Genomic DNA, 14,415 nt, shown 5'->3' on the forward strand with positions numbered 1-14,415 from the left:
CATCGCCCCGATCGCGCGTCGTGGAGTACTCGGCGTGGCCCGGGAGCCGCAGCGCGGACTGTGTCGGTGCCCGTTGTTATCGTCCGCCCGCCCGCGCGGCCGCCGTGCCCGGACGCCCGCACCGAGCCCTCGGGACGCAAACCTGAAATGCAATCATTTCATTTTGCCCGCCCGGCCACGTTCCCGCTGCTAGTGTCCGCCTGGCACTGCCCCGCGGCAGCGCCGGAAGGAGACCGTGTGCACCGAAAGACGCCTAGGCGGGCCGGGACTCGGCCAGGATCGCCAGGTAGTGCGGATTGGACATGATCCCCAGGACATTGCCGAACGGGTCCACCACCGAGGCCGTCACGAAGCCGGTGCCCTCGCCGCGCTCGATGATCGGCTCGTGCACGGTCGCCCCCATGTCGAGCAGCCGCCGGAAGGTGGCCGCGACATCATCGACGTGCCAGTTCACGATCTGACCACCCGGGACATCCGGGTTCGAGGGCGCGAACCTGCCCGCGATGATGCCCAATTCGGCCTGGTAGTCACCGACGCGGAACTCGTAGTACCCGCCCGGCACGGCGAAATACGGCTGCACGCCGAGCAGTTCGCTGTACCAGTCCTTGGCCGCCTCGAGATCGTCGGCGAAGTAGTTGACGGTGGCCATTCCACGCAGCATGGCGGTTCTCCTCGGTCGGTTCAGCTGGTTACCACACCATCGTCGCGCACAAAGTGCTCACCGAATGAGCACTTTTCCGGGCAGAATTCCAGCCATGCGCGCGGATCGATTGGTGGCGACCCTGCTGTTCCTGCAGACCCGGGGCCGGGTGACCGCGGCCGAGGTGGCGGCCGAGCTCGAGGTGTCGGTGGCGACCGCGCGCCGGGACCTGGAAGCCCTGTCGACGGCCGGCATCCCGGTCTACCCGCAGCCCGGACGCGGTGGCGGCTGGGCGCTGGTCGGCGGCGCGCGCACGGACCTGAGCGGCCTCACCGGCCCCGAGGCCCAGGCGTTGTTCCTACTGCTGGGCCCGGTCGCCACGGCGAGCCCGGCCACCAAGTCCGCGCTGCGGAAGCTGTTGCGCGCCTTGCCGCCCACCTTCCGCGACACCGCGGAGGCGGCGGCGGGCGCGATCGTGGTGGACCCGGCCGGCTGGGGCGAACCCGACGACCGGCCACCGGCGCTGGTGGACGAGCTACAGCGGGCGGTGGTGCGCCGCAGCCGGATCCGGCTGCGCTACGACCGCGCCGGACAGCGGACCGAACGGCTGGTCGATCCGTGGGGCCTGGTCGACAAGGACGGCATCTGGTACCTGGTCGCCGGAACCGAGCACGGGCAGCGAACCTTCCGCGTGGACCGGATCGCGAGTGCCGAGCCGACCGGCGAGATCGCCTCCCGGCCGGAGGATTTCAACCTGTCGACAGCCTGGTCGGAGGTGGTCGAGGAGGTCGAACGGCAGCGTTCCTCACTCGCGGCGACGGTGCTGATCACCGCCGAGCTGGCCCCGGTGCTGCGCAAACAGCAAGGGCGGCACTGCGTTCTGGGCGGCCCCACCGGCGACGGGCGGGTCCGGGCCACGGTCACCGCGCCGACGGCGCTCATGATCGCCCAGCAGCTGGCCGGCTGGGGCGCGGCCGTGGAGGTGGTGGAGCCGGAATCGGTGCGTGTGGAACTGGCGCGCCTGGGAGCGGAGCTCGTCACCCGCTACCGTACCGGCGAGTAACCGCTTCCCTGTTATGCGAAAATCGAATGATGTTGCAGCAGTGGCGATTTCGTGAACTTTCACAGTCCGCCACTGTTACAGTCCGCCCGGCGCGACCCCTTCAACGCGCCGAAAGGATTCTCCGTGAGTAAACAGCTCTACCCAGATCTGCGACGGCCCGCCGCCGGTGCGACGGCGGCCGTCGCGCTCGCCGTGGTGGCCGGTTCGATGCTCGCCGCACCGGCGGGCGCCGCCATCGCGGACGTCAATGTCGCGGGCCTCACCAGTGACAAGCCGTGCAGTGTCGCCGACGGTTGCGTCATCCAGGCCTCGCTGACCGGCGCCGACCAGCTGACCCCGGTCGACTTCCTGGTCAACGGCGCGGTCATCGGCACCCTCACCCCCGTCTCCTACGGCGCCGGCGCGGCCGCGAACCTGGCCTGGCACCCGACCAATGACGGCACCTACACCGTGGGTATCCGCCAGGGGCTGAGCACCTCGCAGACCGTCTACATCGTCGGCAAGGGCGGAACCTGCCCGCCGATCTCCTCGCTGATCCCGGGCTCGTCGGGTGGTTCGGCGGGCACCGGTTCCGGCGGCAGCGGCTCGGCCACCGGCTCCGGCGACAGCGGCTCGGGCACCGGCTCGGGCGGCAGCGGTTCCAACTCGGGTTCGAACCAGCCGCTTCCCGCCTGCTGATGGGGTCCGGGAGCCGAGCAGGCAGGGTCGGCTCCCTTTCCCGCGGCTTCCCGGGCCCCGGGGATGCTCAGCCCTTGCGCACCTTGCGGACGGCCGCGGTGAACAGGGTGTCGAGCGCCTCGGTATCGGAGGTGGACCCGGAAGTCATGTACGTCACAGCGACCCGCACCTCGCCGACCTGACCGATCAGCGTCTGCATGCTGCGGGTGAGGCCGTCGCGGTTCTCCGGGCCGCCCGGCCGATTCTCCGGTCCGACCGTCCGGCGCAGGGCGAGGGAGTCGTCGGCGATGACCGGCGGCGGCGGATCGAGCTGCGTGGTCACCACCGATGTCACCCCGGCATGCCCGACCTTCACGGTCCCGCACTGCCGCACCTGATCCCGCAGCGTCGACAGCGGCTTGCCCGGGCGGGTCAGCACCACCGTGAGCGTCGCCTGGCCGTGGTCGTCGGTCCCGACCGACACGGCCGGACCGGTCTTCGGCGCGATCGGCGCGCAGATACTCGGATCCACCTGCGCCCCCGGCAGATACCCCTCGAGGTCGTCAGCGGCCTGTGCCGCGGTCTCCGGCGACAGCACGACCGCGGTGTAGCGCGACGGGAATTTCGACGGATCGGGCAGCATCGCGGTGAGCGTCTGGTCGACGGTGGCGACCGGCGCCGGATTGCGCACGGCGGTCGGATGCCCGGTGACCGTGGTCCCGCAGGCCGCCAGCACCGTGCCCAGCGTGACGATCCCCACCATCCGCGCGGTCCTGAGGGTGCTGCTTATGGAGGGTGCGAAGGGCTCGGTCACTCCGCCCACTATGCCGAAAATCGGCTGTTCACACCGAATGCCACGCCGCGCGCCGGGACGGCGGGAATGCGGGTTCGGGTTCGGCTTGTTGCACAGCGAGTGCGGGTGCTGCGCGCCTGTCATGGGCATGAGGGACAATGGGGTTGGTCGCGAAAGTGGGCCACGCAGGAAGGAGTACGCGATGGACTACGAGTCGCGAATGTACGAGCTGGAATTCCCGGCTCCGCAACTGTCCTCTGCCGACGGCTCGGGCCCGGTGCTGGTGCACGGCCTCGAGGGTTTCACCGACGCCGGACACGCGGTACGCCTCGCCACCTCGCATCTCAAGGACAGCCTCGAGCACGAACTGGTCGCCTCGTTCGATATGGACGAGCTGCTCGACTACCGGTCGCGGCGTCCGCTCATGACCTTCAAGACCGATCACTTCTCCGACTACTCCGAGCCGGAACTGAGCCTGTGGGCCCTCAAGGACACCGCGGGCACGCCGTTCCTGCTGCTGGCCGGGCTGGAACCGGATCTGCGCTGGGAGCGGTTCGTCACCGCCGTGCGCCTGCTGGCCGAACAGCTGGGCGTGCGCCGGACCATCGGCCTGAGCGCGATCCCCATGGCCATCCCGCATACCCGCCCGCTCGGCGTCACCGCGCACGCCTCGGACTCCGACCTGGTCGGCGAGCATCAGCGCTGGCCCGGTGAGCTGCAGGTGCCCGGCAGCGCGTCCTCGCTGCTGGAGTTCCGGATGGCCCAGCACGGACACGAGTCGGTCGGCTTCTCGGTGCACGTGCCGCACTACCTGACCCAGACCGCCTACCCGGAGGCCGCGCAGACGCTGCTGGAGAACGTGGCCGAGAACGCGGGCCTGGAACTGCCGCTGGCCGCGCTCACCGACGCCGCCGCGCGGGTGCGCGAACAGGTCAACGAGCAGATCGCGGGCAATTCCGAGGTGGAGACCGTGGTCGCCGCGCTCGAGCGCCAGTACGACAGCTTCGTCACCGCCCAGGAACGCCAGTCCAGCCTGCTGGCCAGCGAGAACGATCTGCCCACCGGCGACGAGCTGGGCGCGGAGTTCGAGCGCTTCCTGGCCGAGCAGGCCGGGTTCGCCGACGGCGACGGACCGGAGAACCCGCCGCTGCGGTAGTGGTCGTTGCGGGATTACCCGGCGCCGACCGGTAACGTCTGTCGGCGTGCAGCTGTCCGAATTGGTTCCCGACCGTGCCGTCTCCGACGTGGACCCGGACTGGTTGTACGAGACCTTCGCCGACTGGGCGGGCTCGGAGGGCCTGAACCTCTACCCGGCCCAGGAAGAGGCGCTGCTGGAGCTGGTGACCGGGTCCAACGTCATCCTCAACACCCCAACCGGGTCGGGTAAGTCGCTGGTCGCGATCGGCGCGCACTTCGCCGCGCTCAACAAGGGCGAGCGCAGCTACTACACCGCGCCGATCAAGGCGCTGGTGAGTGAGAAGTTCTTCGCGCTGTGCGAGGTGTTCGGCGCCGACCGGGTCGGCATGGTGACCGGCGACGCGGCGGTGAACCCGGACGCGCCCATCATCTGCGCGACCGCGGAGATCCTGGCCAATCTGGCGCTGCGCGAGGGCGCGGCGGCCGATGTCGGCCAGATCATCATGGACGAGTTCCACTACTACGCCGATCCCGATCGCGGCTGGGCGTGGCAGGTGCCGCTGATCGAGCTGCCCAAGGCCCAGTTCCTGCTCATGTCGGCCACCCTGGGCGAGGTCGACTTCTTCGCCGAGGACCTGACCCGGCGCACCGGCCGCGAGACCGCCATCGTCTCCGGTTCGGAACGGCCGGTGCCGCTGAGCTTCTCGTACGTGCGAACCCCCATCACCGAGACGCTCGAGGATCTGGTGACCACCAGTCTCGCGCCGGTGTACGTCGTGCACTTCACCCAGGCCGCGGCCATGGAGCGGGCGCAGGCGCTGATGAGCGTGAACATGTCCTCCAAGGCGGAGAAGGAGGCGATCGCCGCGGCCATCGGCGAATTCCGTTTCGCCACCGGCTTCGGCAAGACGCTGTCGCGGTTCATCCGCCACGGTGTGGGCGTGCACCACGCGGGCATGCTGCCCAAGTACCGCCGCCTGGTCGAGAAGCTGGCGCAGGACGGGCTGCTGAAGGTGGTGTGCGGCACCGACACCCTCGGCGTCGGCATCAATGTCCCGATCCGCACGGTCATGCTGACCGGGCTCACCAAGTACGACGGCGTGCGCACCCGGCGGCTCAATGCCCGCGAGTTCCACCAGATCGCGGGCCGCGCCGGGCGCGCGGGGTACGACACCATGGGCACCGTCGTGGTGCAGGCCCCCGAGCACGAGGTGGAGAACGCGCGCCTGATCGCCAAGGCGGGCGACGACCCCAAGAAGCTCAAGAAGGTCCAGAAGAAGAAGCCGCCCGAGGGTTTCGTGTCCTGGTCGGAGGAGACCTTCGACCGGCTGGTGGCGGCCTCGCCCGAACCCATGGTGTCGCGGTTCAACGTGACCAACTCGATGCTGCTGAATGTGATTGCGCGCAAGGGCAACTGCTTCTACGCCATGCGGCATCTGCTGGAGGGGAACCATGAGCCGCGCGCGGCGCAGCGCAGGCACATCCTCAAGGCGATCCGGCTGTACCGGGCGCTGCGCGACGCGGGCGTGGTGCAACAGCTCGACGCACCCGACGCGGACGGCCGCCACGCCCGGCTGATGGTGGATCTGCAGCGCGACTTCGCGCTCGATCAGCCGCTCTCGCCGTTCGCGCTGGCCGCACTGGAGCTCCTGGACAAGGAGTCGCCGACCTACACCCTCGACGTGATCTCGCTCATCGAGTCCACCCTCGAGGATCCGCGCCAGCTGCTGATGGCTCAGCAGCACAAGGCCCGCGGCGCGGCGGTCGCGGAGATGAAGGCCGACGGGATCGAATACGAGGAGCGCATGGAGCTCCTCGAAGAGGTCACCTGGCCCAAGCCCCTGGCCGCCGAACTCATCGAGCCCGCGTTCGAGACCTACAAGGCCGGGCATCCCTGGGTGTCGGAGTTCGAGCCCTCCCCCAAGGCCGTGGTGCGTGAGATGGTCGAGCGGTCCATGACCTTCGCCGAACTGGTGTCGGGCTACGAGCTGGCCCGCTCCGAGGGCGTGGTGCTGCGGTATCTGGCCGACGCCTACCGGGCGCTGCGGCGGACCGTGCCCGAGCAGGCCCGCACCGAGGAACTCGACGACATCACCGAATGGCTGGGCGAGCTGATCCGGCAGGTCGACTCCAGCCTGCTCGACGAATGGGAGCAGCTCACCAATCCCGGCGCGGAGTCCGACGAGCAGCAGGTGGCCTTCGGCGCGGAGTCCGTGCGGCCGATCACCGCCAATGAGCGGGCGTTCCGGGTCCTGGTGCGCAATGCCATGTTCCGGCGGGTGGATCTGGCAGCGCTGCGACACTGGGACGCGCTCGACGACATGGGCGACGACCTGGACTGGGCGGCCGAACTCGCGCCCTATTTCGACGAGTACGAAACCATCGGGACCGGTCCGAACGCGCGGGGGCCGCAGCTGTTCCGGGTCGAGCAGCGGCCGGGATTCTGGGATGTCCGCCAGGTGCTCGACGACCCCAATGGCGATCACGGGTGGTCCATCGACGCCATCGTGGATCTGTCCGAGTCCGACGCCGCGGGCGAAGTGGTCTTCGACGATCTGTCGATCACCGCGGGCTGACTCCGGCGGCCGCCGATCGAGTGCGGGGCCCGGCCGCCGGAGGACACGCTCTCGTAAGAAGCCGCCGGGGGCAGGTGAACGAATCCCGGCGTTAGAGTGACGTAATCGATCGTCCACCGGTTCGTTTTTCGAGGCTCAACGCGTGTATTGTCTCGCAGGTTGCCTGAGTCCCTGCCGCCCTGGCCGACAGAAAAGAGTTCCCTTAGATTGCCCGGTCGAAACATGCCCGAGTCGCCCTGTCTGGTCATCGACCTCGACAAGGTCCGCGCGAACTATCGCGCACTGCACGCCGCCCTACCTGCGGCACGAATTCGCTTCGCCGTCAAGGCGAGTCCCGTGCCGGAGATCATCCGGCTGCTGAACGACGAGGGCGCGGAGTTCGACGTCGCCAGCGTCGGTGAGATCGAGCTCTGCCTCGCGCAGGGCGTGGATCCGGCCGTCATGTGCTACGGCAATCCGATCAAGAAGGCCTCCCAGATCGCCACCGCCTACGCGGCGGGCGTGCGACGCTACGCCTTCGATACCGAGGACGATCTGGAGCGCATCGCCGAGCATGCGCCGGGCTCCGAGGTCGAGTGCCGGTTCCTGTCCTCGGCCCCGCAGTCGCAGACCCCGTTCGGAACCAAGTTCGGCTGCGCGCCGGGTGAGGCCAAGCGGCTGCTGGTGCGGGCGCACGATCTGGGCCTGACGGTGGTCGGCCCCTACTTTCACGTCGGCTCGCAGCAGCTGGACCCGAAGGCCTGGGGCATCGGGATCGAGCAGGCCGGCGCCATCGCGGAAGCGTTGGCGGTCAAAGACATTCCAGTGACGGCGGTGAATATCGGTGGGGGACTTCCGATTTCGTACGCCGATCCGGCTCCGGGGGTCTCGGAGCTGGGTGCGGCGATCGCCGATGCGGCGGCCCGCTATCTCCCGGAACACACCGCCCTGGTGGTGGAGCCCGGTCGCGCCCTCGTGGGCAACACCGGCGTGATCCACGCCGAAGTGGTGAATGTTCGCCGAGCGCCGGACGGGCGGCGCTGGATATACCTCGATATCGGCCGCTACAACGGCATGGCCGAAACCGAGAACGAGTACATCGCCTACCGATTCGAAACCGATCGGGACGCGGATCCGAAGGACGAGGCGGTAGTCGCCGGTCCTACGTGTGATGGCGACGATGTACTCTATCAACGCACGCGTGTCCTCCTTCCGACCACGTTGCGAGCCGGTGATCCCGTTCGGATCCTCGAGACCGGCGCTTATACGGCGAGCTATTCGTCGGTGTCCTTCAACGGTTTTCCGCCACTGACAGTCCATGTCACTGGCGCTGAGCGAGAGTGAGTTTTAGCCATGATCACGGCAGAATTCACCGGCTGGCACGTGCTGGCCGAGTTCGGTGGTGTCGACGCTGGCCTCTGCGACGACCTGGAACGACTCGAAACCGCGCTTCGAAAATCGTTGGTCGCCGCGGGGGTGACCATCTGCGATGTCGTGCGCAAGAAGTTCGAGCCGCAGGGTGTCACCATCCTGGCCCTGCTCGCCGAGTCGCACGCCTCGATCCACACCTACCCTGAGTCCGGCGACATCTTCGTCGACGTATTCACTTGCGGCAGCATCGGTTCCGGCGCCACCAAGGCCGTCGAACTGTTGCAGCAGGAGCTGTCCCCGGGGTCGGTCAACATCGAGGTCATCCAGCGCGGCCACACCGCCCGCCGGATCCACGAGCCGGTCGGCGAGGGTCTGACCCGGGTGTGGAACACGACGGAAACCATCGTCGACACCAACACCCCGTACCAGCACATGGTCATCGCCAAGACCGAGCAGGGCATCTCCCTGTTCTCCGACGACGACCGCCAGTCCACCGAGTTCTCGCAGCTCACCTACCACGAGGCCATGCTGGTCCCGGGGTACGCGCTGGCCGCGAAGCTGGACAAGGTGCTGATCATCGGTTCCGGTGAGGGTGTCGCCTCGCAGATGTCGGTGGCCGCGGGCGCCTCGCTCGTCGACCACGTCGACATCGACCAGCTGGAGGTGGAGCTGTGCGCCGAGCACCTCCCCTACGGCTATTCCGAGGCCGACCTGGCCGAGGCGGTCGCGCAGACCGGCCCGATCAAGATGCACTACGCCGACGGCTGGGACTTCCTGGCCAAGGCCGAGGCCGCCGGTGTGCGCTACGACATGATCTGCATCGACCTGCCCGACGAGCGGGTCGAGGACGCGCAGCACAACCGCCTCTACGAGGACGACTTCCTCAACCGCTGTAAGGCGCTGCTGGCCGAGGGCGGCGTGCTCGCCGCGCAGGCCGGCTGTCAGACCATGTGGCGCAACGAGACCCTGAAGCGTTCGTGGACCCGGTTCCACAACCTGTTCGAGACCGTCGTTCCGTACGTCAGCGACGAGCACGAGTGGACGTTCATCTTCGGCACCCCGGCCGCCATCGCGGACCCGGTCGCGAAGATGACCGAGACGCTGTCGACCCTGCCCTACAAGGCCGAGACCATCGACGAGCGGGCCCTGGTCCGCGGCGCGATCGAGCCGCACGCGCTGCGTGCGAGCGTGACCGTCTAGTCGATCGGCTCCGTAGCGAAGCGCCCCGCACAGCCTGGCTGTGCGGGGCGCTTCGTTTTTCGTCGTTTCACACAACGGATTTCGTTGCCCGCGGGCCGTTCGTCACGCGATCGCGGGGAGGGTGACCACCTGACCGGCGTAGGCCAGGCCCGCGCCGAAGCCCAGCAGCAGCGCGGTGTCGCCCGGCTTCGAGGCGCCCGAGCGCAGCAGCTGCTCCATCGCCATCGGGATCGACGCGGCGCTGGTATTGCCCGCCTCCGCGATATCCCGTGCGACAGTGATGTTTTCGGGCATGTGCAGCGCCCGCACCAGCGCGTCGGTGATGCGCCCGTTGGCCTGGTGCGGCACGAACGCGTCCAGATCCTCCACGTTCACGCCCGCCTGGTCCAGCGCGTCACGGCAGGCCTTCTCCAAGAACGTTACGGCCCAGCGGAATACGGCCGCGCCGTTCATCCGGATGTAGGGCCGCTCGCTGGTGCCGCCACTCGCCTCCGCCGCGGCGACCTCGGCGAAGTAGGTCTTGAAGTCCTTGTCCTGCTTGATCGCGGCGGTCTGGCTGCCGTCCGAGCCCCAGGCCACCGGCCCGATGCCCTCGACGTCGGAGGCGCCCACCACGACCGCGCCCGCACCGTCGGCGAAGATGAACGCGCAGGTGCGGTCGTCCTGGTCGAGCAGGTCCGAGAGCCGCTCCACGCCGATCACCAGCACGTGGCGGGCCTGACCGGCGCGCACCAGGTTGGCCCCGTTGGCGAGCGCGTAGCAGAAGCCCGCACACCCGGCCGAGACGTCGAAGGCGGCGGTGTCGTGCATGCCGAGTTCGGTCGCGACCACGGCTCCGGCGGACGGTCCCAACACCATCTGCGAGGAGGTGGCCAGGATGACCGCGTCGATCTGCTCGGCGGTGACCCCGGCGGCGGCGAGCGCGTCGCGGGCGGCGGCGGTGCTCATGCCGACGATGGTCTCGTCGTCATCGGCCCAGTGACGGGCCTCGATGCCGGAGCGGGTCCGGATCCATTCGTCGGAGGAGTTGATGCGGTCGACGATCTCGGCGTTGGGGACCACCCGGCGTGGCCGGTACACGCCCAGGCCGAGCAGGGCGGCGTGGGCTACCGGGGTGGCGGTGGCGATCTGGGCTGACATGCGCGGATTTCCTCTTTTCCCATATGAACCGATCGGTCCACATGGGTTAGGTTTAACATGGACCGATCGGTTCACACAAGGGCTGGAGGAAATTGCAATGACGGCGGGACCACGCGCCCGATTGATCGCGAGCACCATCACCACCGTCCAGGAACACGGCGTGCACGCGGCCGGTCTCAACGAACTCCTCAAACGCAGCAACGCCTCCCGAAACTCGCTCTACCAGCACTTCCCTTCGGGAAAGGGGGAACTGGTGGCCACCGCGGCCCGCATCGTGTCGCGCATGGTCTACTCCCACGTGAGCCGCATGTCCGACGCGCTGCCGGTCGCGCCCTCCCTCGACGCCTGGGTCGACGAGTTGCTCGGCTTCTGGCGCGGCCAGCTCGAGACCAGCGAGTTCCGCGCGGGATCGTTCATGATGGCCGCCGCCCTCGACGAACTCGACCCGACCCTGCAATCGGCCGCCGGTCAGGCCTTCTCCGAATGGACCGCCCGGCTGGCCGACGGCCTGGTCGACGCGGGCATCGAGCGCGCCACCGCCTGCTCCCTGTCCGGCTTCGCCCTCTCGGTCATCGAGGGTGCGATCGTGCAGAGCCGCGCCCTGAAATCCGCCCTCCCCTTCACCGACGCGGGCACCCAGCTCACCGTCCTGCTGCATCACCACCTGCCCAACCGCCGCTGATCCCGCGACGCGGTTGACTTGGAGCGCACTCCAGGTCGTAGCGTCGAGGGCAGGCGGCGAACCGCCGCGAATTCCATTCCTACCGAGGAGGATTCATCGCATGATCGCTACCAGGAAGCTTGGCGAGCTGACCGTCGGCGCCCAGGGCCTCGGCTGCATGGGCATGAGCGGAGCCTACGGCGTCCAGGACAACGACGCCGAGTCCATCGCCACCATCCACCGGGCCCTGGACCTCGGCGTCACCCTGCTCGACACCTCGAACGTCTACGGCCCGGAGACCAACGAGCGACTGCTCGGCCGCGCTGTCGCCGACCGCCGCGACCGCGTCGTGCTGGCCACCAAGTTCGGCATCGTCTGGGGTGAGCAGGGCACGCTCGGCGCACGCGGCGACGCCGCGTATGTGAAGCAGTGCTGCGACGAGTCCCTCGCGCGGCTGGGCGTCGACCACATCGACCTCTACTACCAGCATCGCGTGGACCCGAACGTGCCCATCGAGGAGACCTGGGGCGCGCTCTCGGAACTCGTGCAGGCCGGCAAGGTCCGTTACCTCGGCATCTCCGAGGCCTCCGCCGACACCATCCGCGCCGCCCACGCCGTCCACCCGGTGACCGCACTGCAGAGCGAATGGTCGCTGTGGACCCGCGACATCGAGGCGGAGATCGTGCCCGCCTGCCGGGAGCTCGGGATCGGCATCGTGCCCTTCTCGCCGCTGGGCCGCGGCTTCCTCACCGGCGCGATCACCTCCACCGCCGACCTGCCCGCCGACGACATGCGCCGCCGCCTGCCCCGGTTCGCCGACGGCAATATCGACGCCAATCTCGCCATCGTCGCGGCCCTGCGGGAACTGGCCGACGAGAAGGGCGTCACCGCGGGGCAATTGGCCCTGGCCTGGGTGCAGTCCCGCGGCGACGACGTGGTTCCGATCCCCGGCACCAAGCGCCGCGCCTACCTCGAACAGAACGTGGCCGCGACCGAGATCGTCCTGTCGCCGGAGGATCTGGCCCGTATCGAAGCCGCCGCTCCGGTCGAATCGGTGGCCGGGGCGCGCTATCCCGAAGCGCTCGCGCGCGTCACCAAGCGCTAGTCCCCCCGATCCCGGCCCTCGATGAGGAGAATGACCGCATGAGGATTTCGGTTGCGGCAGACGAGGACACCGGGGTGGCCACGGCCGTGGTCGAGGAGCTGCGGACGCGTGGGCACGAGGTGACCGTGCACGGGGCCCTCGATCCCGACGAGCGCGACGACTGGGCGTGGGCCTGCGAGGCGGCGGCGCGCGATGTCGCCCACGGCCGGACCGAGCAGGCGATCGTGTGCTGCTGGACCGGCACCGGCGCGTCCATCGCGGCCAACAAGGTCGCCGGGGGTGCGGGCGGCGCTGTGCGTGGACGCGTATACCGCTGAGGGAGCGCGGAAGTGGAACGACGCGAACGTGCTGGCGCTGAGTCTGCGTCTCACCTCGCGCGCGCAGCTGAGCGAGATTCTCGACGCCTGGTTCGCCGGGGCCCCGAGTGCGGACCCCGGCGATCGGGCGAACATCGCCCATGTGGATCTGATCGGGTGATCAGTCCTGCGCGGCCAGATGCGCGTGCCGCGTGCGCAATTCGCGCTTGAGAATCTTGCCGCTGGGGTTCTTGGGCAGCGCCTCGACGAAGGTCACGTACTTGGGGACCTTGTATCCGGCGAGGCGCTGTTTGCAGTGGGCGAGGACGGCGGCCGCGTCCGGCTCGGTTCCGGTGCGCGCCACCACGATCGCGGCGACCGCCTCGATCCAGCGCGGATGCGGGATGCCGACCACCGCGGCCTCGGAGACGTCGGGGTGTTCGTAGAGGACTTCCTCGACCTCGCGGCTGGCCACGTTCTCGCCGCCGGTCTTGATCATGTCCTTCTTGCGGTCGACCACGCTGAGGTAGCCGTCGGCGTCGAGCACGCCCAGGTCGCCGCTGTGGAACCAGCCGTTGCGGAAGGCTTCCGCGGTCTTGGCGGGATCGTTCCAGTAGCCGAGCATGGCCTGCGGGGACCGGTGCACGATCTCGCCGACCACACCGACGCCGACCGGATTGTCGTCGTCATCCACGACCCGAGTCTCGACATTGAGCGCCGGACGGCCCGCCGACCCGGGCTTGGCGAGCTGGTCCTCGGGTGCGAGAACCGTTGCCAGCGGCGAGAGTTCGGTCTGGCCGTAGAAGTTGGTGAGGCCGACGCCGGGCAGGCGCTCGGCCAGTTCGTGCAGCACCTCGACCGGCATGATGCTCGCGCCGTAGTAGCCCTTGCGCAGCGACGACAGGTCGTAGCTGTCGAAGTCGGGGTGGCGCAGCAGCGAGACCCACACCGTGGGCGGGCAGAACAGTTTGGTGGCCCGCTCGGTCTCGATGGTGCGCAGCACCGTGGCCGGGTCGGGGCCGGGCAGCAGGATGCTGGTCGCGCCCAGCCACAGGTCGGGGGTGAGGAAGCAGTGCAGCTGCGCGCAGTGGTACAGCGGCAACGCGTGCACCTCGATGTCGTCGGCGCTCATGCGGCCGTCCACGACGACGCTGGTGTACTGCGCGATCAGCGCGCGGCTCGACAGCACCGCGCCCTTGGGGCGCGACTCGGTGCCGGAGGTGTACATGATCTGGATGGGGTCGTCGGCGGCGACGAACACCTCGGGGGCGGAGGCGTCGGAATGGGTTTCCCAGGCGCTCACGTCCTCCCATCCGGTCGTCGGGGGCAGGTCGCCGAGGCCGATGTGGCCGAGCAGCCGGATCTGGCCGTCGCCCAACTGTTTCACCGCGGCCTCGGCCTGCTCGGCGAGGCCGTCCTCGGCAATGAAACCGACCGCCCCGCTGTGTTCGAGGATGAACGCCACCTCGTCGGCGGTGAGCATGAAATTGATCGGCACCGAGATCGCACCCAGCCGGGCCAGCGCGAAGTAGAGGAGCACGAACTCGCGGCAGTTGCGCGAGTAGATCGCGACCCGATCCCCCTGCCCCACACCGCGATCGGCCAGGCTGTGCGCGACCCGGTTCACGGCCACGTCCAGATCGGCGTAACTCTCGCGCCGATCGCGCCACACCAGCGCGGTCTTGGCCGGGACCCGGGCGGCGCTGCGCCGCAGCAGATCTCCGAGCGCCTGTGAGCGCGCGCCCGTCACGGTCCGATCAGTGCCCTGTGCATCCATGCGACCAACTTCTACCGCAC

Annotated in this window: 14 protein-coding genes; 10 read left to right on the forward strand and 4 right to left on the reverse strand. The window is 69.0% G+C overall.

Annotated elements, in window-relative coordinates; translation table 11 throughout:
• Positions 1 to 253: 253 nt before the first annotated feature.
• A complete protein-coding gene (locus tag ACFYTS_RS19930; protein WP_387306190.1) occupies positions 254 to 661 on the reverse strand; it encodes a VOC family protein in 408 nt (135 codons plus the stop codon).
• A gap of 94 nt (positions 662 to 755) precedes the next feature.
• On the opposite strand from ACFYTS_RS19930, the gene ACFYTS_RS19935 reads away from it, so the two are divergent.
• Both ACFYTS_RS19935 and ACFYTS_RS19940 read left to right on the forward strand, forming a co-directional pair.
• Positions 756 to 1,703 (forward strand): helix-turn-helix transcriptional regulator, encoded by a 948-nt coding sequence (locus tag ACFYTS_RS19935; RefSeq protein WP_387306192.1) that lies wholly within the window; start codon positions 756 to 758, stop codon positions 1,701 to 1,703.
• 123 nt (positions 1,704 to 1,826) lie between these two features.
• Positions 1,827 to 2,381, forward strand: a complete 555-nt coding sequence (locus ACFYTS_RS19940) for a hypothetical protein (protein ID WP_387306193.1) — start codon at positions 1,827 to 1,829, stop codon at positions 2,379 to 2,381.
• Between the two features lie 67 nt (positions 2,382 to 2,448).
• On the opposite strand, the gene ACFYTS_RS19945 is transcribed toward ACFYTS_RS19940, so the two are convergent.
• A complete protein-coding gene (locus ACFYTS_RS19945) occupies positions 2,449 to 3,123 on the reverse strand; it encodes a sensor domain-containing protein (protein WP_387306195.1) in 675 nt (224 codons plus the stop codon).
• 232 nt (positions 3,124 to 3,355) lie between these two features.
• On the opposite strand from ACFYTS_RS19945, the gene ACFYTS_RS19950 reads away from it, so the two are divergent.
• The 4 genes from ACFYTS_RS19950 to speD all read left to right on the forward strand — a co-directional run bounded on the left by ACFYTS_RS19950 (position 3,356) and on the right by speD (position 9,416).
• A complete protein-coding gene (locus tag ACFYTS_RS19950) occupies positions 3,356 to 4,309 on the forward strand; it encodes a PAC2 family protein (protein ID WP_357283001.1) in 954 nt (317 codons plus the stop codon).
• Positions 4,310 to 4,397: 88 nt separating this feature from the next.
• Positions 4,398 to 6,866 carry a DEAD/DEAH box helicase gene (locus tag ACFYTS_RS19955; protein ID WP_387306432.1) on the forward strand — a complete coding sequence of 823 codons (2,469 nt, stop codon included), beginning with the start codon at positions 4,398 to 4,400 and terminating at the stop codon, positions 6,864 to 6,866.
• A 222-nt stretch (positions 6,867 to 7,088) separates the two neighbouring features.
• Positions 7,089 to 8,189 carry a type III PLP-dependent enzyme gene (locus ACFYTS_RS19960; protein ID WP_357283200.1) on the forward strand — a complete coding sequence of 367 codons (1,101 nt, stop codon included), beginning with the start codon at positions 7,089 to 7,091 and terminating at the stop codon, positions 8,187 to 8,189.
• Between the two features lie 12 nt (positions 8,190 to 8,201).
• Positions 8,202 to 9,416 carry an adenosylmethionine decarboxylase gene (gene speD, locus ACFYTS_RS19965; protein WP_357283199.1) on the forward strand — a complete coding sequence of 405 codons (1,215 nt, stop codon included), beginning with the start codon at positions 8,202 to 8,204 and terminating at the stop codon, positions 9,414 to 9,416.
• Between the two features lie 102 nt (positions 9,417 to 9,518).
• On the opposite strand, the gene ACFYTS_RS19970 is transcribed toward speD, so the two are convergent.
• Positions 9,519 to 10,556 carry a beta-ketoacyl-ACP synthase III gene (locus ACFYTS_RS19970; protein WP_387306197.1) on the reverse strand — a complete coding sequence of 346 codons (1,038 nt, stop codon included), beginning with the start codon at positions 10,554 to 10,556 and terminating at the stop codon, positions 9,519 to 9,521.
• A 97-nt stretch (positions 10,557 to 10,653) separates the two neighbouring features.
• On the opposite strand from ACFYTS_RS19970, the gene ACFYTS_RS19975 reads away from it, so the two are divergent.
• From ACFYTS_RS19975 to ACFYTS_RS19990, 4 genes are all read left to right on the forward strand, one after another.
• A complete protein-coding gene (locus tag ACFYTS_RS19975; RefSeq protein ID WP_357282998.1) occupies positions 10,654 to 11,238 on the forward strand; it encodes a TetR/AcrR family transcriptional regulator in 585 nt (194 codons plus the stop codon).
• Between the two features lie 100 nt (positions 11,239 to 11,338).
• Positions 11,339 to 12,322 (forward strand): aldo/keto reductase, encoded by a 984-nt coding sequence (locus ACFYTS_RS19980; RefSeq protein ID WP_387306199.1) that lies wholly within the window; start codon positions 11,339 to 11,341, stop codon positions 12,320 to 12,322.
• 38 nt (positions 12,323 to 12,360) lie between these two features.
• Entirely contained in the window at positions 12,361 to 12,639 is a 279-nt protein-coding gene (locus ACFYTS_RS19985) for an RpiB/LacA/LacB family sugar-phosphate isomerase (RefSeq protein ID WP_387306201.1), read from the forward strand.
• The gene (locus ACFYTS_RS19990; protein WP_387306203.1) at positions 12,620 to 12,799 is read left to right on the forward strand and encodes an RpiB/LacA/LacB family sugar-phosphate isomerase; all 180 of its coding nucleotides are present in this window, start codon (positions 12,620 to 12,622) and stop codon (positions 12,797 to 12,799) included. Before ACFYTS_RS19985 ends, ACFYTS_RS19990 begins: the two co-directional genes overlap by 20 nt.
• On the opposite strand, the gene ACFYTS_RS19995 is transcribed toward ACFYTS_RS19990, so the two are convergent.
• A complete protein-coding gene (locus ACFYTS_RS19995; RefSeq protein ID WP_387306205.1) occupies positions 12,800 to 14,395 on the reverse strand; it encodes an acyl-CoA synthetase in 1,596 nt (531 codons plus the stop codon).
• Between the last annotated feature and the right edge of the window lie 20 nt (positions 14,396 to 14,415).

This window comes from Nocardia sp. NPDC004151 (genome assembly GCF_042874235.1).
Taxonomy (GTDB): Bacteria; Actinomycetota; Actinomycetes; order Mycobacteriales; family Mycobacteriaceae; genus Nocardia.